Below are 20,165 nucleotides of genomic sequence, written 5' to 3'. Positions count from 1 at the left end.
CCACTCATCATGTGTCTCCTGCACCGGCGCGTGCGCGTTGCAGGATGCGTCGCAAGCCTTCGATCGGCACCATCAGCCACCCTGGACGATTGGCCGCTTCATAACGCACTTCGTAGCAAGCCTTCTCCACCAGGAACAACAAGGTGGCTGCATTGAACGCCGCCGGCGCAATCCACGGATGGGCGCTGGCGTCGAGCACGGCATGGTAAGCGTCTAGGAAGGCTTGTGTGGAGCGGCGGCGGAATTGCACCAGGAATTGGTCCAGATGCGTATCCACACCAACACCGGCGCGGGCGGCGGTGCCTTCCTCGCCACGTGCCGACACTTCGCTGGCGTAATCGAGCGAGCGCAGGAAGCCTGCAACATCGCGCAGCGGGCTGGCCTTGGCGCGGCGTTCGGCCAGCGGCTTGGCCGGCTCGCCTTCGAAGTCGATCAGCACCACATCGTCGAAGGCCACCAGGATCTGGCCCAGGTGAAAATCGCCGTGCACGCGCGTGAGCAAGGAGTCGGCCAGCACGCTCGGCGCCTTGGCGAGCAAGGCATCCAGCTGCGGGCGCTGCGCCAGCACCGCCTCCAGCGCCTCGCGTTCGGCACTGTCTTCGCTGCCGGCCAGGCGTGCGTTGACGGTCTCCCACATCTCTTCGACCTGGCGTCCCACGCCGGCCACCACGTCGTTGGCGGTGGGCAGGTCGATGCGTTGCGGCGCGAAGTCGGCATCGTCGGTGCCGCGCGACAGCGCTTCGTGCAATTCGGCCAGCCGTTTGCCCACCACGGCGGCGAAGGCATCGTAGCCGGCGACCGCTTCGGCGCGCGCTTCGTCGGTCTGCGCAGTGGCGTATTCGTCGAAGCTGCGCGCCAGATGGTCCAGCGTCCAGCGCCAGGCATCGCCCTGGTTGCGGATGAAGCCCTGCAACAACGCGATGGTGGTGACGGTGCCCTGCCCGCCGATCCGGCTGACGCTGCCCAGCAGCGGCGCAGCGTTGGCGTAGCCCATCTCGGTCAGGCGGCGGCCGATCTCGATCTCCGGGTTGGCGCCCACGGCCACATGCCGCAGCAGCTTGAACACGGCCTTGTCGGCGACCACCAGCGAGCTGTTGCTCTGTTCGGCCGACAACCAGCGGATTTCCGGATCCTGCGGGATGTCCAGCGTTGCCAGTGCCGGCGTGGCTTCGAAGCAGACCTGCCCCTGTTGGGCGGCATCGTCGCCGTCGCAGAAGTCCAGCGCCGCATGGCTGCGCAGCGCATCGATCACACCGCGCACCATGGGCTTGAGCGCAAACGCGTCGGTGAGATAGCCCACCTCGCGGCCCTGGCGCACGCGCGCCAGCGCCAGCTGCTCGGCCAGCGTGCTCGGCTGCTCGCGCTCCCACACGATGCCCACCGGCAGCATGTAACGCTCGTGGCGGCCGTCTTCCAGCGCTACCTCCAGTTCCAGCAGCGTCATGGGCTCATCGCCCGGCAGCGGCGTGCGGCGCGCGATGCGCACGCTGCGCAACACCTGGTCCTTGGCCGAGAACCAGCGTCGTGCCGATAGCCACGCCGGCAGGATTTCGCCTTCCAGGGTGGGCAGATGCGGCAGCAGTGCGGCGCTTTCGTCGGCATCGCTGCGCAGCACCAGCGTGCGGTAATCCGGCAGCGGCACCGGGCTGGGCACATGCCAATCCGGCAAGGTGCCTTCGCTGACCAATTGGAACGCATAGAAACCAAACGGCGGCACCGTGAGCAGATAGGTCAACCGGCCGATCGGCGGGAAGCTGCCGCCACCGATGATGTCCACCGGCACGCGACCTTCGAACTCGGACAGATCCAGCTCCACGGCCTGCAGCGTGTGCGAGAGGTTGGCCACGCACAACACGGTTTCATCCTGATAGCAGCGCAAGTAGGCGAGCATGCGGCGGTTGCCCGGGTACAGGAAGCGCAAGCTGCCGCGGCCGAAGGCCTGGTAGCGCTTGCGCACGCTGAGCACGCGGCGGGTCCAGGTCAGCAGCGAATGCTGGTCGCGGATCTGCGCTTCCACATTCACCGCCTGGAAGCCATACAGCGGATCCATCACCGGCGGCAGCACCAGCTGCGCCGGGTCGGCGCGCGAGAAACCGCCGTTGCGATCGATCGACCACTGCATTGGCGTGCGCACGCCATCGCGGTCGCCCAGATGGATGTTGTCGCCCATACCGATTTCGTCGCCGTAATACAGCACCGGCGTGCCAGGCATGGTCAGCAGCAACGAGGTCATCAACTCGATACGGCGGCGGTCGCGCTCCAGCAGCGGCGCCAGGCGGCGCCGAATGCCGAGATTGATACGCGCGCGGCGATCGGCGGCGTAGGTCTGCCACAGATAATCGCGTTCCGAATCGGTGACCATTTCCAGCGTCAACTCATCGTGGTTGCGCAGGAAGATCGCCCACTGGCAGCTCTCCGGAATCTCCGGGGTCTGGCGCATGATGTCGGTGATGGGGAAGCGGTCTTCGCGCGCGATCGCCATGTACATGCGCGGCATCAGCGGGAAGTGAAACGCCATGTGGCATTCGTCGGCGTTCTGGCCGAAGTACTGCTGGGTGTCTTCCGGCCACATGTTGGCTTCTGCCAGCAACATGCGGTCCGGGTATTCGGCATCCAGCGTGGCGCGGATCTTGCGCAGGATGGCGTGGGTTTCGGGCAGGTTTTCGTTGGAAGTGCCGGCGCGCTCGATCAGGTACGGCACCGCGTCCAGACGCAGGCCATCCACGCCGCGATCCAGCCAGAAACGCATCACTTCCAGCACCGCGTCCAGCACGGCCGGGTTATCGAAGTTCAGGTCCGGCTGATGCGAATAGAAGCGGTGCCAGAAGTACTGCCCGGCCACCGGGTCCCAGGTCCAGTTGGATTTTTCGGTATCGCAGAAGATGATCCGCGTGCCTTCGTATTCCTGGTCGGTGTCCGACCAGACGTAGAAGTCGCGCTCGGGCGAGCCGGCTGGCGCATTGCGTGCGCGCTGAAACCAGGGATGCTGATCGGAGGTGTGGTTGATCACCAGCTCGGTAACGATGCGGATGCCACGCGCATGCGCATGCGCCACCAAGTGCTCGAAGTCTTCGATGCTGCCGTAATCCGGGTGCACCGCCATGTACTCGGCGATGTCGTAGCCGTCATCGCGGCGCGGGCTGGGATAGAACGGCAGCAGCCAGATGGTGTCCACGCCGAGCTCGGCGATGTAATCCAGCTTGGAAATCAGCCCCGGAAAATCGCCGATGCCATCGTCGTTGGAATCGAAGAACGACTTGACGTGCACCTGGTAGATGATCGCGTCCTTGTACCAACGCTGGTCGGCGACCACGGCCGACTGCTCTGCGTCGGCTTGTAACGATGCCACTGCATTCATGCGACCTCTCCTGCGCGGATGCGCCATAACGCGAACGGTCGCGTTGCCTCTAGACGAATGTGTTGATATTTGCCGTGCCACGCGAAACGATGGCCATCCCACAGATCCTCCACGGCAACGCTGGCATGATCGGGCAGGCCCAGTTCCCACAACGGGATTTCGATATCGGCGTCCTGCCCGGCGTGCGGGTCCAGATTGATCGCCACCAGCACCATGCTGCGGCTGCGCGACAGGTAACCGGCATCCAGGAATTTGCCGTAGTACAGCACCTGGTCGTTATGCGCCTGGTAGAAGCGCGTGCCCAGGTGCGACTGCAGTTCCGGATGCATGCGGCGCAGTTGGTTGAAGCGGGTGATCTCCTCGACGATGTCGCCGGGCACGCGTTCGGGCCATGCGCGCAGCTGGAATTTTTCCGAGTCCAGATACTCTTCCTTGCCAGGCGCCAGCGGTGTGGCTTCGCAGAGCTCGAAGCCCTGGTACATCCCCCATAAACCCGACAGCGTGGTGGCCAGCGCGGCGCGGATCAGATGGCCGTTGCGCCCGCTGGTCTGCAGGAACAGCGGGTTGATGTCGGGCGTATTGACGAAGAAATGCGGGCGGAAACATTCGCGCGGCACGCCGTCGTTCAACTCTTCCACGTACGCCTGCAGCTCGTGCTTGTGGTTGCGCCAGGTGAAGTAGGTGTAGGACTGCGAGAAGCCGCACTTGGCCAGCCGGTACATCATCTTCGGCCGCGTGAAGGCTTCGGAGAGAAACACCACATCCGGGCGCCGGCCGCGCACATCGGCAATCAGCCACTCCCAGAACGGGAACGGCTTGGTGTGCGGGTTGTCGACACGGAACAGCGTGACGCCTTCGTTGACCCAGAACAGCACCGCGTCGCGCAGCGTATTCCACAGGTCCGGCACCGCGCCGCTGGCGTAGAAATCGACGTTGACGATGTCCTGGTACTTCTTGGGCGGGTTCTCTGCGTACGGAATCGAGCCATCGGCGCGCCAGGTGAACCAATCCTTGTGCTCCTTCAACCAGGGGTGGTCCGGCGCGCACTGGATGGCGAAATCCAGCGCCACTTCCAGGCCCTGCGCGCGCGCGGCCTCGATCAGCCGGCGAAAGCCCTCCAGCCCACCGAGTTCGGCGTGGACTTCGGTATGCCCACCATCGGTCGCGCCGATCGCGTACGGGCTGCCGGGCTCGCCTTCCACCGCCGTGACCGAGTTATTGCGGCCCTTGCGGTTATTCAGGCCGATCGGATGGATCGGCGGCATGTACAGCACGTCGAAGTTCATCGCGCGGATGTGCGGCAAGCGCTTGATGACGTCATCGAACGTGCCATGCCGGCTCGCATCGCCACTTTGCGAACGCGGAAACAGTTCGTACCAACTGGAAAAGTGCGCCGCGCGGCGCTCGGATTCCACCCGGAAGGTGACCGGATATTCCGAGCGGAACGGCTTGTCGTCGGCCAGCGCCATCGCCTGCGCGGTATCCGGCTCCAGCACGATGGCCAGCTGCTGCAGGGGTTCGCTCTGCGCACCGATGCGGGTGAGCACGGTCTGCAAGCGCTCGGCCAGCGCACCGTCGCTGCGCGCCTGTGCGGCCTGCACTGCCGCAACCGCCTCCTGCACATCGACCGGGAGCACCGTATTTGCGGCACGTTTCTTTTCCAGATCCGCATGCAAGGTGGCGAAGACGTCGCGCCAGGCTTCTACGCGAAATTCGTAGGTGCCGATGCGTTCCAACGGAAACTCGGCGCGCCAACGGTCGTTGCCCAACGCACGCATTGGCGCGCTGGCCCAGGCCTTGGCGTCGGCCGGACGCCACAGCACTGCCACCGCGATGCGGTCATGCCCATCGCAAAATGCGTCGGCCTCCACACAAATGCGGTCGCCCACCGTGCGCTTGACCGGAAAACGGCCGTTATCCACCGACGGGGTCACCGACTCGATGCACACGCGCGGCCACGTGCCGGCGGTCTGCGCACGCGGGCGCATGCGCGGCACTGCCAGCACATGGCGCGCCGGCACGCTGCGATACACGCGCACCTCGCCCGGCTCCAGCGCCTCCAGCGTGGCGCCGGACAAGGTGCGGCCATCTTCGGCCACCAAGGCCTCGGCATCGCCGAGCAGCCGCAACAGGTCTGAAGCCGGCACCGGCACCACGTGCTGGGTGTCGCCATTGATCAATAACAGGGAGGGCAAGCCGCCCAGCGGCTCGATCGCCACCGCGGTGAGCCCGGTCGCCTCCCGCAGCAGCGGGCGCAACCGCATGCCTGCATTGCTGGTTGGCAGTCCGTCGGTGGCGCGGATCGACGATGGCAATGCCGACAGGTGCGCATCGTCCAGCAACCATGCCCCGCCCAATGCCAGCGCCAGTTGCCAGTGCTGCTCGGGCGCCGCGGCGCGCTTGCCATCGGGCGCATCCAGCACCGCAACGACCTGCGCGGCCAACGCGCGCAGTGCACTGTCTTCGTCGAAGAACCAGCTGCCGCGACCATCCCACCAGGCAAGCGAGGAAAACGCCGCATCGAACCCGGCACCGGCCAGCTGCTGCAGTGCCTCCAGCCCCAGGCCCGGCGTCCATGCCGCAAACACCACCTCCGGCGCCTGCGCGTGCACGCGCGCGATCAACTCGCGCCAGCGCTGTACCGGCACCTGCTGCGGCTGCAACAGACGGAAGCCACCAACGCCCTGGCTCACCCACTCCAACAGGCGCGCACTCCACCACTCCACCAGCGCCGCACCTTCCTGCGCGTAGGCAAAGCGCGCTTCGGCCACCTCCGGCGTGGCACGCGGCTGACGCGGGTCCGGGACCGCCGTACTGCGCGCCCGGAACCACTGCGGGTTGTCGCGCACCACCGCACTGGCGCCGCCCACTTCGTCCAGGCGCACATCGATCAACAGTTTCACGCCCGCGCTGTGCGCCGCCTGCACTGCCTCTTGCAGGCGCTGCGCCTGCGTCTGGGCGCCGGCCGCGGGCTCGATCAGACGGCCTTCGGCATCGCGTTCGAAGGGTGCCGCCATCACCACGTAAGCGCAGCCAGCCTCACGCGCCGCCACGCAGCGCTGCTCCAGCCCGTTCGCGTCCTTCAGTGCTTCATTGAGAACACAGATGCGCATGGCGCCCCCTCAGCAGGCAACGGCGCGCACGCGCACCGTCACGTGGGAAGCCAGCGGACGCGTGCCACGTGGCAGTCTTGCGAGCCTTTGCTCACCGCGCGCCGCACCACCATCACTACGTACCGAACCTTGCCGTATTGACGCTTGCCGGCACGCTGCCCGACCGACCCTGCCACCCGTGACTGCACTCATGCGCGACTCCGCAACGATTCTTGACCCATGCAGTCAAGCACCCCCCCTGCGAATTTCATGTGTCGGTGGAATTGACGAAAATCAAACAAGCGCGGCTGTGGGGCGTGCGCACGGCATCTCCCATTGCCGTTGGCGATCGAATGCGCTGCCGGGTGACAGGCGCCACGTAGGGAAGGCCGACCAACACGATGCAGGCCGATAGCTGGACCAACCAAGGAGTGCATCAGCTAGGTCGGCGCCACCAAGGCGGGCGCGTCTCTCGACGCTGTTCGTCTCGCCGACCGATCGCATTGGGTCGAGCAAGTAACTTCAGTATCAGACCCGCCGCATCGGCAGACCTCAATTCCATGGGACACAGCGCTTGAGCGATGCCAAGGAAAACCGCGTGCTCCGCTGCACTCAGGCTGCGTGCTCGTCTGACAATGAACCACCAAAACCATTTCATTGATTAACTTTTCAGCTGATTTGCCAGGCAACTGATACGCCCAGGGTTCCGTAGACACTCAAGACCCTCGTTGCGCGTAGCGCCGTTCAAACTCTACAGGGGACAGGTCGCCAGTTGAACCATGACGGCGTTGTGGGTTGTAGAACATCTCGATGTAGTCGAACACCTCGGCGCGTGCGGCGTCCTTGGTGGGGTAGATCCGCCGCCTGATCCGCTCGCGTTTGAGCAGACCAAAGAAGCTCTCCACCGGTGCGTTGTCATGGCAGTTGCCACGCCGACTCATGCTGCACACCAAGCCATGGGACGCCAGGAAACTGCGCCAGTCATCGCTGGTGTAGACAGACCCCTGGTCCGAATGAACCAGGCAACCAGCGCTGGGTTTGCGCCGCCACACCGCCGACAGCAAGGCCTGCACGACCAACTCGGTATCGGCTCGATCGCGCATCGCCCAGCCGACGACCTGCCTGGAAAACAGATCGATCACCACAGCCAGGTACATCCAGCCTTCATGCGTACGGATGAAGGTGAAGTCGCTCGCCCAGGCCGTGTCCGGCTCGGTCACGTCGAACTGTCGATCCAGCAGGTTGGCTGCCGCCTTGCACGGCGTTCCGCCATGGAAGCGCGGCTTGCGGCCATAGCCCACCTGGGCACGCAGTCCCTCGGTGCGCATCAATCGATGCACCCGATGGCGACTGCAACGCTCACCCAGATCGCGTAGATCCTTGGCAATCTTGCGATGCCCATAGACACTGCCGCTGGCCAACCAGTGGTGCTTGATCAGCCCCAGCAGGCGTTCGTCTTCCTTGGCGCGTTCACTGTCGGGCGACTTTAGCCACGCGTAGTATCCAGCCCGGTTCACCCGCAAAACCCGGCACATCGCGCACACCCTGAATTCTTCGCGGTGGACTTGCATGAAGAGGTACTTTGCCTTTACCCCTTGGCAAAGTACGCGGCGGCCTTTTTTAGGATGTCGCGCTCCTCCGTCACCCGGCGCAACTCGATCTTCAGCCGCCGGACTTCGGCGCTCTGGTCCGCCTCAGCGCGCTGTACTACGCCGGGCTTGCCGAACTTGCGCAGCCAAGCGTACAGGCTGTGCGTGGTGACACCCAGTCGCTCGGCGACCTCTGCCACCTTGAACCCACGATCGGTCACTTGCCGGACCGCCTCGATCTTGAACTCATCCGTATACCGCTTACTGCTCATGGACACCTCCGAATCAGCCATTTTCCATGGCCTTGAGATGTCTAGGAAATCCTGGGCGTATCATAGGCCCACATGGCGATTCCGACTACCGGAACTACTATGGCGTGAATCCGATCAGTCACATCGCGCAGAACTACGCGCATCTTGCACATGACCGCCAGCCTCCGGAAGTCCGCATCGATCTCAAATCCTTGGGACTGGACCCCAGGCAGCTGGAGCGCAATGGGCTGGAACTGGGTCCTGCAAAGACCTTCAACATCCTTGACCTTGGCAAGGATGGCTATGGCATGGTCCAGCTCAGGAACGCTGGCACACGCGGCGTCAGTTCTCCCAATCTTGCGGCACCGAATGAGCCTGGACGCGCATTGACGCCTGCAGAAGCGGGGCACCCGGACCACGCCATGCATCAGCAGATCCGGAGCAAGGTAGAGCAGCTGGACGCCGCCAATGGCCGCACGTTCGACGCAACCAGTGAGCGGATGACCGCGAGTCTGCTGACGCTAGCCAAAGACAATGGGCTAACCCGGGTGGATCACGTGCTGCTCAGCGAAAAGACCAGAGACTCGCCCGCTGCGCAAACCCTGTTTGTAGTTCAAGGCGATCCAAAGGATCCGGCAATGCTTCGCGCCCATATGCCGACGGCTGATGCAGCGCAGCGGCCTGTTCAAGAGAGCTTTACGCAATTGGAGTCCGTCAACCAGCGGCTAGCGCAGGAGCGCACGCAAGACTTGGCAGTGGAACAGCAGCGCTCGCAGGAGCAACAACATCGCGGCCCCGTTCCGTCGCGTTGAGGCGATGAGGTGCACGCACCTATCATTATCAAATGGTTGGCAACCCCATCATTCTCAACAAGAAACGGGGAATGATGCCCAAATGAATCTGACTCCGGTTTTTACCCAGATGGGGCCGGAAAATGAACCTGATCCCTCATCCCTGGAGATTAGCTATGGATCCATTTGCCCCACCTCTTACTAGCCAATGCTGCCTATGCGGCTCTACCGAGGCGCTTTCAGGCGAGCATAAGCTCAAGGCCGCAGCGCTTCGTAGTGAGTTTGGTGCGCAGCCGATGGTTATCGGACGCCCAGGCGAGCGCTACCGCCACGCACAGAGCCCAAGCTCAAAGCAGTTTCATTTTTCCGCTCGCATATGCGGGACCTGCAATAACGCGAGAACTCAGCCGGCTGATTTGGCATTTGATGCATTTAGGGCGCTGGCGTCAGACCTGTTGAAAACGGGGAAGGATCCCGCAAAGGTGCATGAAGACCCCCGCTTCAATGCAAGTGGCGGAACACTTTATTTGGATGTTTTCAGGTATTTCGCGAAGCTTATGTGCTGTCACTTGGCAGAGATGGGCGCTACCTTTTACGAGCCGATTGCAGATTTTGCCATAGGTATAAGTGACAACAACTATGTATTGCTTTGCGTAGATGCCGACGTCGCTTACCGCCGTCTACAAGAGAATGGTGCAATCCATAGCTACGCCGCCCACGGCGGCCTGATCGTCACAGGCAACCCGCAATCTCACGCGCCCGAGGCTTTCCATTCCACACTTACCATTGGCCCAGTCCGCTACTGCTACAGGATCCATCTCAACGAGGTAGGACAAGCGCAACTGCAGCATGAGCACCCAGATTTTTACGAGTGGTGTCAACGCAGGATTCGTCATGCTATGGACAATCCAATGAGCGACGACGACAGAGAGTTGCTGGGGTTGAACGGCGCTAACGAGAAGTAGTAAGACTTGATCTTGGATGCCAACAGCAAAAGAAGTTTCACGCTCGCAATTCGCAGTCGAAGACGACGTTTTCGCCCACTGTAAATCAACGGGTTACGGCCAAATACGGGTGACGCCGCTGCCCGAATGGTCGTCGGCCTCGCGCGCGTGGAAGGTCGCGGCCACAAGCTCTCGCTTGATTCGATAACGACCATGTTGCAGTGGCGACGCCACGTCCCCGTGAGAGGGGGCGACAGGCCGATGCGGCAGTAAGGGATTCGGCCTGTTCTGCCACAGGTCTGCCGCCCAGCATACTCAAGGGCTCCAACGTGGCGACCGCTAGGTCCGGCATAGACCGCGGCACCCCATTGACATGCGGGACGACATGGGTCAATAGGTTACAGACGTTAGCGGAGACGTCCGCTTCCGGCCAGGAACGGGTGTTGACCAACGCTTAAGTTAAGGGGAGTGGGAGACAACGTTTTTCCATAGCGAAAACTGGCGGCGGATCAAACTGCTTGTAGCGACTTGTCGAGAGCACGCCTTATCCTCGCACCCTGGGTCCAGGTGCCATATCCACTAACTGCCCAGAAAACAAAACCCCAAGGCGTCCATCATCGAGACAAATACCCAAATCACGGCGAGCACAAAATATACGAACTTGCTCTTGCCTTTTCTCGTTCAGGCGGGATATCACATACTCAACAAAACCCTCAACAACCTGGCGCTCATCGCGCAGGACTTCTAACCCCACGGATCTTTTTGCCACTCCGAAAGCTCGCTCCCACATTGACGCATACGAGCCAAAGACCGGAACACGCCCGTTAAAGTGGAGCTCGTTGAACCTCAGCTTTTCGATTACTACGTTTCCGTGAAGCAAATCATTCCTCTCGTTCACCATGGAGTGATAGCGCCTGCAGGACTCATGACTGTAATCAATCTCGGACTGAAATCCGACACAGTTGTGTGCAAGGCTTTTGATACGAACGTCGATGGGCTGGCGGATCAAGTTCTCCCGTAACCTATCATCCTGTTTTAGGTTCGGCTTCATAAGCAGATACATCAGGAGATTCACGAATGCCTCGGCCATTACAGGCAGCATTGCCCGCGCACCAAAGCACAAACCCGTTGCCTTTGCGACAATCTCTGCTTGCCGCTCCCATTCGTTGGCCCATTGCTCTGGGCTTTCGTACTCGCCGAAGCCGCCAAGCTGGCTTGTTTTCTCCTCGACGTCAAGAGCTTCAATTTCGGACATCAAGCATTCAACAGAGCTGCGGATTCGGTGATATGGATTTATAAACTCAACCCAGTGCTCCAATGTTTTACGGACTTTCCCCATAGCTTGGCCATGCTTCGGGAAGTCATCCTTGACACACACCACCAACTGATCAAGCGCTTCAGCCCCCAAGTCATCTCCCGAAACCCATATTTCAGTTCGGAAATTGTGCCCTTGAACTAGGATGATTCGGCCTTGAGAGGCAAGAGCCCACTCCCAATGGATAAGATTTTCAGAGTGATCGCCACGCAGGAAATTTTGTATGCCGTTTGGGGGGCCGAAGCGGCCATACAGATAGCAGTAGAGATCGCCGGGTTTGATTTCATTAAAAATCTTCCAATGATTATCAAAGTGAGGCCGATCTTCCGACTGCAGAATCTCAATTAGGTCTCGCGGATGAACTGAAGAAAGCTGTTCGACAAATTCGGACTCTATCTTCATAGTGCTTGGCATCTGGATTTAACCTCGCCGCGGAGAGGCATCGGCTTGAATGAGTAGTTAGAACTTACGCGGAATAGCCATTCCCAATTTCTCTAGTGCAATTCGACGCTGCGCATCGGTCGCGAAGCGCTGGTCAGATGTTGGCCGATATGGGAACGGGGTCAGGTTGACTTATTAAGTGAACCTGACCCTGAGGTTTCCCCACATTTCTTCCTGCGAGATCAAGCGCTTGGTGGGCCAGGCGGTGGAAGAAGGTGCGCGCATGGGGCACGCTTCAAGGTGATTAAGCCAGAGAAGAGTGCCGACCATGCGCGCCAGCGAAGTATTGCAGAAGTGCCTGTCTAACTCACTCTCCGGGATGCATGCGTTACGCCAACGTACCTTGCTGGGCGCGGTTGAAGCGCTAGTGCACGGGGGCCGACTGACGCTGATCGACATCGCACGCGCGTGGCCTGGCGCGACGCGGGTACGTGCGCCCCTCAAGGCATGCGACCGCCTGCTGTGCAATCGCACGTTGCAGGCCGAGCGATCCATGATCGAGCGGGACATGGCGCATTGGCTGTTGCGCGGCGACCAGCCGGTGATCGTCATCGACTGGAGCGATTTGAAGCCGGACAAGTCATGGTGTCTGCTGCGCGCAGCCGTGCCGATCGGTGGACGCACACTCACCTTGCTGGACATGGTGGTTGCCGGGAAACAGCAGGGATCGCCCGGCGCGGAAAAACGCTTCTTGCAACAGCTCAGGCGAATGATTCCAGACGATGTGCGTCCGATCCTGGTCACGGACGCCGGATTCCGCACGCCATGGTTTCGCGCGGTGTCGGCGATGGGCTGGGATTGGGTCGGGCGTCTTCGCGGACGCACGCAGGTCAAACCGCAAGACGTGCCCGATGATGCAGCGCAATGGATCGATAGCCGACGCCTGCATGCATTGGCGTCCAACCGTGCATGCGAATTGCCACCGATGCAGGCCAATCGCAGTGATCCACTCGATTGCCGTCTGGTGCTCTATGCCAAGACACGTCTGGGACGTCAGCAACGCAACCGCCGCTCGCCAGCGAAGGTCTCGCGTGCATCCTCCAGCTTGAAAGCAGCGGCGCGTGAACGCGAGCCGTGGTTGATCGTTGCCTCCCCACAGTTACAAGCACCCAGCGCGAAACACTTGGTCAATCTGTACGCACGAAGGATGCAGATCGAGCTGGCATTTCGTGATCTGAAGTCGCATCGCTACGGTCAGGCGATGGAAGACAGCCTGACCCGTCGCGGCGAGCGGTTGCAGATCCTGTTGTTGCTCAACACACTGGCCACCTTTGCCAGTTGGCTGGCAGGACTGGGATGCGAAGCCACCGGTATCGCCCAGTGGCTATCGCCACGCAGCAGTACACGCAAGCTCTACTCGACACTGCGTGTCGGCCGCCAGGCGCTGGCCAGGCGCTGGCCGATGGAACCTGTCTCACGCTGGCTAGAACGCTTACGTACACTGCCCGAAGCAGTGCGTGAGCAGATGACGCTGGTGCTTTAAAAACGTGGGGATACCTAAGAACCTGACCCCCTTATTGGCCAAGAGGAATCCAGACTATTATTTAATCAGAAAAATGGCCAAAGCTTGATATTTACTGATTGTCATGCCGTTTCTTTAACCCAACCGGCTAACCATCTTTCCAAAGGAAGTGCAGCGTTTTGAGCGACTAAGGTCAGCCACGGATTGCGCTCATCGCTTGGCAGTACACGAGCTGAATTAATGATTGACCGACGAGCGCGCGCACCCACATTGTATATCTGACCTTTGTGGGTCCGCACCCATGCTATGTCGCCTAACGTTATTGCGGCGCGGGCTTTGTTCTCGATGTTTGGTCCAGTCATCACGAAAATTCTTAACTTTTGATTTGCTAGAAGGCTGGAATGTGACGCAATGAAGTGTTCAAGCCAGATACGCACAAGCGCACAGTTCGCTTCCTGCATATCACAAACTTTTTCAAGTTTTGCTCTTATTATTGCAGCTGTCGACGCATCGAATAACTCTTCGAGATACAGAAATATATCGGGAGTAACCGGAGCGAAGTATTCGAAGTTTTCCAGCAATATCGTGATTATGTTCGGAATTTTGTTGCGCCTTGCCGTTCGAATGATACTCCTCGCCAGCCCTAGGTCGATGTAATCGAATCCAAGTATTTTATACAATGCACCAGCTAATGTTTCGCCGATATCGTCATCGTCCAAACCTTCATCTTCATCTTCATCTTCGCCGCCGTAAGGGCTGATATTATCGAGCTCTTCCATTAGCTCATCCTTGTCATCTAAGTATGGGTTGTGAAGATGGTTTTCTATAAAATCTTCACTTGGCATGAGTTTAGTCTTATCAGTAGCAAGCGTAAGCCGGTGGTTTTCGTAGAGATAGAGCGTGAGCTTTTCGAGTGTTTCGGCAAGCTTGGCTGCTGAATTACTGAAGATTCGAATGTCGTCCACGTATCGTGTATGCAGAACTCCGCACTGTGAGATGAATGAGTCAATATCTATGAGCACTGCTTCAGCCATAACGATGCTAGCGGCCGGCCCTACCGGCACGCCTTGCGAAGCCTTGTTGTTCAAGGCCAACAGAAAGTCCTCTATATCTGATGCCAGTGACTTGTGAGCTGGGCCAGAAGCTTCTATGGCATTTTGGAGGCGATGTAGATAGATCTGATTGTAGAAATCAGAAATATCCGTTATTGCTGCGAACTTGTTTTCGTTAGCCAGCTCTTGACTCTTAGCTTTGAAATCACCCCACCCAGAGCCGCCCACAAAAAAATTCCCATTTGCAATATTGATCCGATACGAGCATGCGATTCTGTGCGTGGCTGGCGCACGCATCGCCTCAATGGAACCGCCAACTTCATAAGCCATAGCGGTGTATGCGATAGCCTCCATTGGCTCCAACTGATGGACTACTCGGTATCCACCGCGTGCTTTTTGTATGGTCGAGTTATAAGGATTGGAAACCAACATTTTTGAAATGTTCTTGCTTCGCAGCTCCTGCTTGACTTGGGGCCATTGATGCCAGAGCGCCTCGAATTCGAAAGCCTTTGGGAAAAAGTCGGAGTCGTAGTACTTCTCGATATGTGCCTTGGCGAAATCGAGCGCTGCTTCTGAAAGAATTGCCATGTACTTTCCCGTGACATTTTAAATTGCTAATTAAATCAAGACGCAAAAACGTGTTGGGCTGGAATAAATTTTAGCGCACGCCCGCTGTAGCCGATCAGTTAGCACTGATAGCGGTCACGGATATGATCGTTGTAGTAAACGCCTTTTGAGCCCACATTGAGAAGCCCCTGAAACACGTGCGAGGGCACACTGCAAAAGTCGTATGTGTGGCCTTGCACGAACTGAATTTTCATACGCATGCTGACTGGGTCGTAGCCAATAGCGCTGATGGCTGATGAGGCTACACGAATCATATCCATCGATTTTCCTAGCGCTTGAATTAAGTGGGACCACATCGTGGCAGCTGCTTGAATCAATTGTCAGTATTAATTTTCGTCATCTTGCGATGGCGAGCCAGAAACAAGCGGAATGTCAGAAGCACCGGAAACGCAAGGACGGCGATTCGCAGGTGTAGCGTCGGTGTCACACCCTCTTTAGGCCAGAAGCAAAGCCAGATCGCGAGTGCCGCGAGACAGCACAGTGTCAGCATCAGCAATCGCTTGGCAGCGCGTAAGGAAAACGGCGTTGCCAGCGCAGGAGCGGCCATTACCAGAAATCCAATTCCGCTGATCAATGCGCCCGTCTGTCCCTCACGTACCTGGCCTGCTGCAAATAGCGCCACCAGCAGTGCGCCTGTCGCCGCGAGCATGACGCCGGCAAGGCCGGCCATCAGCTTCAGGAATTTTTGATAGCGCATTCTTCGCGTCCTAGTTCTTGCATACGCTGCACTTCCGAGTGGCGTTGGCTTGAGGCCTGCTAGGACTTGTGACGCCGATAGTGGTTGTTGGTACTGATGCTGCGGTAGCTGCCACCCTTGTGCGAGGCGCCGTGGCCTGCGCTGTAGTGACCGCCGTGACTGGTGGTGTGGTGCGAACCGGCGGCCCTGACGCGCGCTTGCGCGGATGCGGCAAATAATCCCAGTGCAGCCACAGTCAGTGCCACGATGCTCCATGCCTTGCTCAACATTGTTTCTTCCCCCCTGAAGAAATGTGTGGCTTTGCGGCTGCATTAAGTACTGCGTGCCTCGATCCTCGCCGAGTTTTTGGATTGCGTCAATGCGGTTGCGCGATTGATCGCTGGCTTTATCGGCTTTGCCCTCATCCGCCCTTCGGGCAGCTTCTCCCGCGTGCGGGAGAAGGGATCGGTGCGTTTGGTTATGGGCTGTTTTTTGTCGTTGGCGCGGTGGTTGAGGTTGGCAGCGGCAGTTTATTGTTGAGGTCGGTAATCTCTGCGACGTTGTTATCGGTGATGACGCGCAGTTGCGTGGCTTTTAGGTTTGCGGCGTTGGCTAGCGGCAGGCGTACCTGCGTGGTGATTGGCCTCAGATCGCGTGGTGCCGCGAGTGCTGGGAACGCGGCTCTTGCCAACTCCTTCTCACGCGCATCCTCCAACACCACAAACCCAGCCGGTGCGTTGGCGTGGCCGAGGCTGTGCACCGTGACCTCAATGGCATCGGCGGTCACGCGCACATCGCCATGACCAATACCCAGGTCCGGGCGTAGTTCGACTGGGCTGCTTTCTGCGATGCGTTCGAGCTGCAGGACGGTGGTGCGGCCTGCGGGGAAGTCGATGTCGATGGAAGCGCTTTTTTCGAAAGCGACCTCTTGCGTCTTGGCGTTGCTGTCGAGCTTGCCGTCGCCGTCGCGGTCCGCGCCCTGGGTGATGCGCCATTGGCCCGGGGCGACGTTCCAGCCGGTCATGCTGGCGCGCTGAGGTTTACTGGAGGTGTTGTAGGCGATGACGGTGAAGCGGTCTTGCCGGGGTGCGGGAATGGCGATAGCGACCTGGGTCGCCGCTTCTGGATCGGCGAAGCGCCAGCTCACGGTGTGGCCGGGGTAGGTCTGGTTGCGCTTGAGGGCCACGCCGCCAAGGCGTGCGCGTTGCAGGTTGACCGTGGGGGATTCCACGCGGTCGCTCCACCAGTGGCCTTCGGTGTTCATGTAGAAGTTCTGCAGTTTCTCTCTTGTCTCGCTGCGGTAAATGGAAGCGAGATAATCGAGGTTGCCGGTCTGCTCCCAGGCCACGTGGTGCGGGAAGTCCGGGGCGCTTTCGTCGTCCTTGTTTGCGGCGTCGATGAGCTTGGCGCTCCAGTCGCTGCGCTTGCCCATGACGTCGAGGAAGTTTTCGTTGAGCAGGGAGAGGCCGTTGGGGCCGCTGTTGGCGACGCGGTAGTCGATGGGCTTGAGATAACGCGCATCGCCAGTGAAGCGGTAGGCGGCCCAGAAGGTGTGCAAGGTGTCGGCGCCGCCGCTGCCTTCGAACAGTTCGCCGCCGCGGGTTTTTCCGGTTTGCCAATTGATCTCGTTGGGCAGGGCCCAGTTGCCCTTGACGTTGGTGTAGGCATGGGCGAGATAGCCGTCGGCTAATCCGGTGACGATGCGGCGGCTGTTGGAGTCGGCGTTATAGCCGCCCAGCAGGATGGCCGGGTGCACGATGGGGAAGGAGTACGGTTTTTGCCATTGCCAGTTGGGCTCGCGGTGGACCTTGCGGCCGCCGAACCAGTTGCTGGCGAACAACAGGTGGCCTTGCGGATTGACCTGGATGATGGTGTCGAAGGCCTTCACCGTCTGCATCAGGCGCTCGACGGTGCGCGGGTCGCCCCAGTTGAGGTACAGCAGGGCGCTGTTGAGGTTGATGCCCTCTTCATAGGAATGCAGCTCGTCGGTTTCGATGGTGGACAGGCCGTTGGTGAACATGCCGTTGCGGTAGTTGGCATCCGACAGCGCCAGCATGGAGGCGTTGAGCATGTCCGGGTCCACGCCCATCAGGGCGACGCCGGGCCATTGCTGCACCAGGTCCGAGTCGTCGGAGATGCCGCCGCCGAAATCGCCGTAGGCCACCTGGCGCTGCTCGATCCACCAGCGGATGTAGCGACGGGTGGCGCTGAGGTCTTGCAGCTGCCAGAACGCCCAGGCGGGCACGCCCTTGGGCACGGCCGGCAAATCGACAGGCAACTCGCCCTGGTTGGCGTAGCTGATGTCGTTCCAGTATTCGCGCCCAAGCGCGTTGTCCGGGTCCACGCGCAGCAGGTCGGTGATGTCGGCGTCCAGGCGCTTGTAGAGCAGCTGGCGCTTGGAGGTGGTGTGCTCTTCCACCAGAAAACCCCAGTTGTCCTTGACCTGGTTGAAGCGGTCGGCGACGTGTTCGGTGATGGCCTCGGCGCGCGGCTTGAACACCAGTTGCAGTTGGGTGCCGTCGAGCGCATTGGCATCGAAGCCGGGTGCGGCGGCGGCGATGCTGAGCATCAGGCTGTCGTTGCTGAGGATGCGGTCGCGCAGGTCCAGCCACAGCGTGCGGGCCTGGCCGGGGGCGACGGCGACCGAGACATCGATCATGTCGCGTGCGGGCCAGATGGGGTCCTTGATGCGGATGTTGAGCGGGATGCTGCCGTTGTGGGTGGCCGGCAGGTTCAGCGCCGGCAGGGTGATGGCGATGCCGTCCAGGCCGTCGTGCATGTTCTCCCAGCCGTAGGACCAGCTGCGCATCAGCGCCTGGTCCGGCGGCGGGTCGCCCAGGCTGGATGGCACCAGGATGTGCACGATGGGTTGCTGCGCGCTTGCTGCAGCCTTGTCGCTTGGGCGCTTGCGCGCCGGTGCCTTGGTGGGCAGCGCGATGACGGTCTGGCGCTCGCCTGGCGGGTAGCGGCCGGCGATGACAGCGCGCAAGGGGGCGAGGTTGTCGTAGTCGGACTGGATGTCGCTGCGCACGGTGTAGCTGAGTTGCGCGCTGCCGTTGGGCACCTCGCCCGGCTGCACGTTGTAGGCCCAGATTTCCTGGATGGGCGTTTCCTGCGCGCTGTTGGCAAAGCGCAGCGTGCCGCCGCGGCGCTCTTCGAACTGGTCCACGCTGCGCACCACGCCTTGCTGGCGTGCGAACAACGGTTGCGGCTGTGCATTAGGTGCAGCGTAGGTGGCCTGGCCGTAGGCGGCACCGCGTAGTTCGATGCGGTTGAAGGGTTCGTCCGGCAGGGTGAGGTCGAGTGCCTTGCCGCCTTCGACATAGGTGTTCCAGTCTGGCAGCTGGAAATAGTCGTTGCGCCCCGGCAGCCGCGAGCGGTTGTAGACGCCGGGCCAGGTGGTTTCGGCGATGCCGTCGGTGGCCTTCCACATCCATTGCTTGAGATCGCGTGCGTCGGTGAATTCCACCTTGCGGATGCGGGTGACCGGTGCGGTCAATGCGGGCGGCGCGTGGCCGTTGTTCCAGCCGTAGCGATGCAGGAAGGCGGCATGTTGCGCGTCCGCAGCGATGGCGGGTGCGGTGGTGGGTTCCTGCAGGCGTGCAAGCGCAGCGGCACCGCTGGCGTCGAGCATGCGGTCGTAGATGCGGATCTCGTCGAAGTCGCTGCCGCGCAGGAAGTTGTAGCGGCTCTGCACCTGGTGCGGCGACATCACCCGGCCGGCCAGGCCGAACTGGTCGAGTGCGGCGGCGTAATCGAGCGAACCGCCATTGGCGCAAGGCGCGCCGCAGTCTGCGCGTGCGGCCTCCTTGCCGTCGACATACAGGCGCACGCCGCGGGTTTCGTCCCAGGCAAACGCAATGTGGGTCCAGTCGCTGGCGGCCGGAGCCTTGTCGAGCTTGAAGGAGACACGGGTGCGCGCGAGATTGGCATCGGTGACGAAGGCATCGAAGCCGTGGCCGTTCCAGTCGATGCGCAGCCAGGCCATGTCCCAGCTGGTGTGGTCGGCGTAGCCGACGCGGAAGATCACGAATGGCGCTTCGCCGACCGGGTAACGCGAACGCCAGAAGAAGCCGAGCGTGCCGCGCTGGGTGTAGAGGTTGCCAGGCGCATTCCACGACAGCACGCCGTCGTCGGCCCATTCGATGGCGTTGCCGCGTTTACCGGTGGGCACCAGCGCGATCTTGTCGCGGAAATTGGGCACGCCATCGCCGCGGGCGACATCGGCTTGCAGGCTCTGGTCGGCCGAGACGCGGAACAACAACTCCGGTGCATCGGCAGCGGCCGCACGCATCGGCAGCGCAATCAACAACAGCACACCCATCCACCACTTCTGCACGCTCACTGCCCGACTCCTCAAAAAGCATCGCCGCACGGGGTCACCGCGCGGCGAATATTCGAAACTGCATGGCGATGACAGCCCCACGCCGGCACGGGTCTGCCTCATGTCCTGCCCGGCGCCGCGATGGCCTGCATAGACTACGCAGTGCCAGCCTGCCCGTGCATCGCACCTTGGTCACCACTGGATGCACGCTGATGACCCAGGCGGTGCGTCGTGCGCGGCGCG

Annotated in this window: 11 protein-coding genes and 1 pseudogene; 3 read left to right on the top strand and 9 right to left on the bottom strand. The window is 60.8% G+C overall.

Translation table 11 applies throughout. The features are described 5' to 3' along the window. Window positions 1–7: 7 nt before the first annotated feature. The 3 genes from treS to AMD14_RS01275 all read right to left on the bottom strand — a co-directional run bounded on the left by treS (window position 8) and on the right by AMD14_RS01275 (window position 8,311). Window positions 8–3,358, bottom strand: coding sequence for a maltose alpha-D-glucosyltransferase (treS, locus tag AMD14_RS01285; RefSeq protein ID WP_011050131.1), 3,351 nt, complete (start codon window positions 3,356–3,358; stop codon window positions 8–10). After that, window positions 3,355–6,471: a maltotransferase domain-containing protein gene (locus AMD14_RS01280; protein ID WP_011050130.1), complete on the bottom strand. Its 3,117-nt coding sequence runs from the start codon at window positions 6,469–6,471 to the stop codon at window positions 3,355–3,357. Before AMD14_RS01280 ends, treS begins: the two co-directional genes overlap by 4 nt. Before the next feature lie 695 nt (window positions 6,472–7,166). Further along, a protein-coding gene (locus AMD14_RS01275; RefSeq protein ID WP_087943921.1) for an IS3-like element ISXac3 family transposase occupies window positions 7,167–8,311 on the bottom strand; the annotation gives its coding sequence in 2 pieces (ribosomal slippage) (window positions 7,167–8,074 and window positions 8,074–8,311; 1,146 coding nt in all). Window positions 8,312–8,373: 62 nt separating this feature from the next. Here AMD14_RS01275 and AMD14_RS01265 point away from each other — a divergent pair. After that, window positions 8,374–9,102: pseudogene (locus AMD14_RS01265) on the top strand (XVIPCD domain-containing protein); the annotation flags it as partial. Window positions 9,103–9,257: 155 nt separating this feature from the next. Then, window positions 9,258–10,046 carry a hypothetical protein gene (locus tag AMD14_RS01260; RefSeq protein WP_011050127.1) on the top strand — a complete coding sequence of 263 codons (789 nt, stop codon included), beginning with the start codon at window positions 9,258–9,260 and terminating at the stop codon, window positions 10,044–10,046. Window positions 10,047–10,569: 523 nt separating this feature from the next. On the opposite strand, the gene AMD14_RS01255 is transcribed toward AMD14_RS01260, so the two are convergent. Continuing rightward, the gene (locus AMD14_RS01255) at window positions 10,570–11,742 is read right to left on the bottom strand and encodes a hypothetical protein (protein ID WP_223293152.1); all 1,173 of its coding nucleotides are present in this window, start codon (window positions 11,740–11,742) and stop codon (window positions 10,570–10,572) included. 307 nt (window positions 11,743–12,049) lie between these two features. Between AMD14_RS01255 and AMD14_RS01250 the strand changes: the two genes are divergently transcribed. Next, on the top strand, window positions 12,050–13,264 hold the full coding sequence (locus AMD14_RS01250; RefSeq protein WP_011050083.1) for an IS4-like element ISXac1 family transposase: 1,215 nt from the start codon (window positions 12,050–12,052) through the stop codon (window positions 13,262–13,264). A gap of 101 nt (window positions 13,265–13,365) precedes the next feature. On the opposite strand, the gene AMD14_RS01245 is transcribed toward AMD14_RS01250, so the two are convergent. The 5 genes from AMD14_RS01245 to AMD14_RS01225 all read right to left on the bottom strand — a co-directional run bounded on the left by AMD14_RS01245 (window position 13,366) and on the right by AMD14_RS01225 (window position 19,943). Beyond that, window positions 13,366–14,883, bottom strand: coding sequence for an RNA-directed DNA polymerase (locus tag AMD14_RS01245; RefSeq protein ID WP_040259423.1), 1,518 nt, complete (start codon window positions 14,881–14,883; stop codon window positions 13,366–13,368). 98 nt (window positions 14,884–14,981) lie between these two features. Then, window positions 14,982–15,116 carry a KTSC domain-containing protein gene (locus AMD14_RS25150; RefSeq protein WP_230598901.1) on the bottom strand — a complete coding sequence of 45 codons (135 nt, stop codon included), beginning with the start codon at window positions 15,114–15,116 and terminating at the stop codon, window positions 14,982–14,984. Between the two features lie 119 nt (window positions 15,117–15,235). Further along, window positions 15,236–15,619: a hypothetical protein gene (locus tag AMD14_RS01235; protein ID WP_011050124.1), complete on the bottom strand. Its 384-nt coding sequence runs from the start codon at window positions 15,617–15,619 to the stop codon at window positions 15,236–15,238. Window positions 15,620–15,678: 59 nt separating this feature from the next. Beyond that, a complete protein-coding gene (locus AMD14_RS01230; protein WP_015462725.1) occupies window positions 15,679–15,888 on the bottom strand; it encodes a hypothetical protein in 210 nt (69 codons plus the stop codon). Between the two features lie 188 nt (window positions 15,889–16,076). Further along, entirely contained in the window at window positions 16,077–19,943 is a 3,867-nt protein-coding gene (locus AMD14_RS01225; RefSeq protein ID WP_015462724.1) for a LamG-like jellyroll fold domain-containing protein, read from the bottom strand. Window positions 19,944–20,165: the final 222 nt, after the last annotated feature.

This window comes from Xanthomonas citri pv. citri (genome assembly GCF_000961215.1).
Taxonomy (GTDB): domain Bacteria; phylum Pseudomonadota; class Gammaproteobacteria; order Xanthomonadales; family Xanthomonadaceae; genus Xanthomonas; species Xanthomonas cissicola.
Note: the sequence above shows the minus strand (reverse complement) of the source record. Positions and strands in the feature narration are given on the sequence as shown.

Excerpts from the sequence above, each read along its gene's own strand:
- treS (WP_011050131.1), bottom strand. The coding sequence starts at position 3,358 with ATGAATGCAGTGGCATCGTTACAAGCCGACGCAGAGCAGTCGGCCGTG.
- AMD14_RS01280 (WP_011050130.1), bottom strand. The coding sequence starts at position 6,471 with ATGCGCATCTGTGTTCTCAATGAAGCACTGAAGGACGCGAACGGGCTG.
- AMD14_RS01260 (WP_011050127.1), top strand. The coding sequence starts at position 9,258 with ATGGATCCATTTGCCCCACCTCTTACTAGCCAATGCTGCCTATGCGGC.
- AMD14_RS01255 (WP_223293152.1), bottom strand. The coding sequence starts at position 11,742 with ATGAAGATAGAGTCCGAATTTGTCGAACAGCTTTCTTCAGTTCATCCG.
- AMD14_RS01250 (WP_011050083.1), top strand. The coding sequence starts at position 12,050 with ATGCGCGCCAGCGAAGTATTGCAGAAGTGCCTGTCTAACTCACTCTCC.
- AMD14_RS01245 (WP_040259423.1), bottom strand. The coding sequence starts at position 14,883 with ATGGCAATTCTTTCAGAAGCAGCGCTCGATTTCGCCAAGGCACATATC.
- AMD14_RS25150 (WP_230598901.1), bottom strand. The coding sequence starts at position 15,116 with ATGAAAATTCAGTTCGTGCAAGGCCACACATACGACTTTTGCAGTGTG.
- AMD14_RS01235 (WP_011050124.1), bottom strand. The coding sequence starts at position 15,619 with ATGCGCTATCAAAAATTCCTGAAGCTGATGGCCGGCCTTGCCGGCGTC.
- AMD14_RS01230 (WP_015462725.1), bottom strand. The coding sequence starts at position 15,888 with ATGTTGAGCAAGGCATGGAGCATCGTGGCACTGACTGTGGCTGCACTG.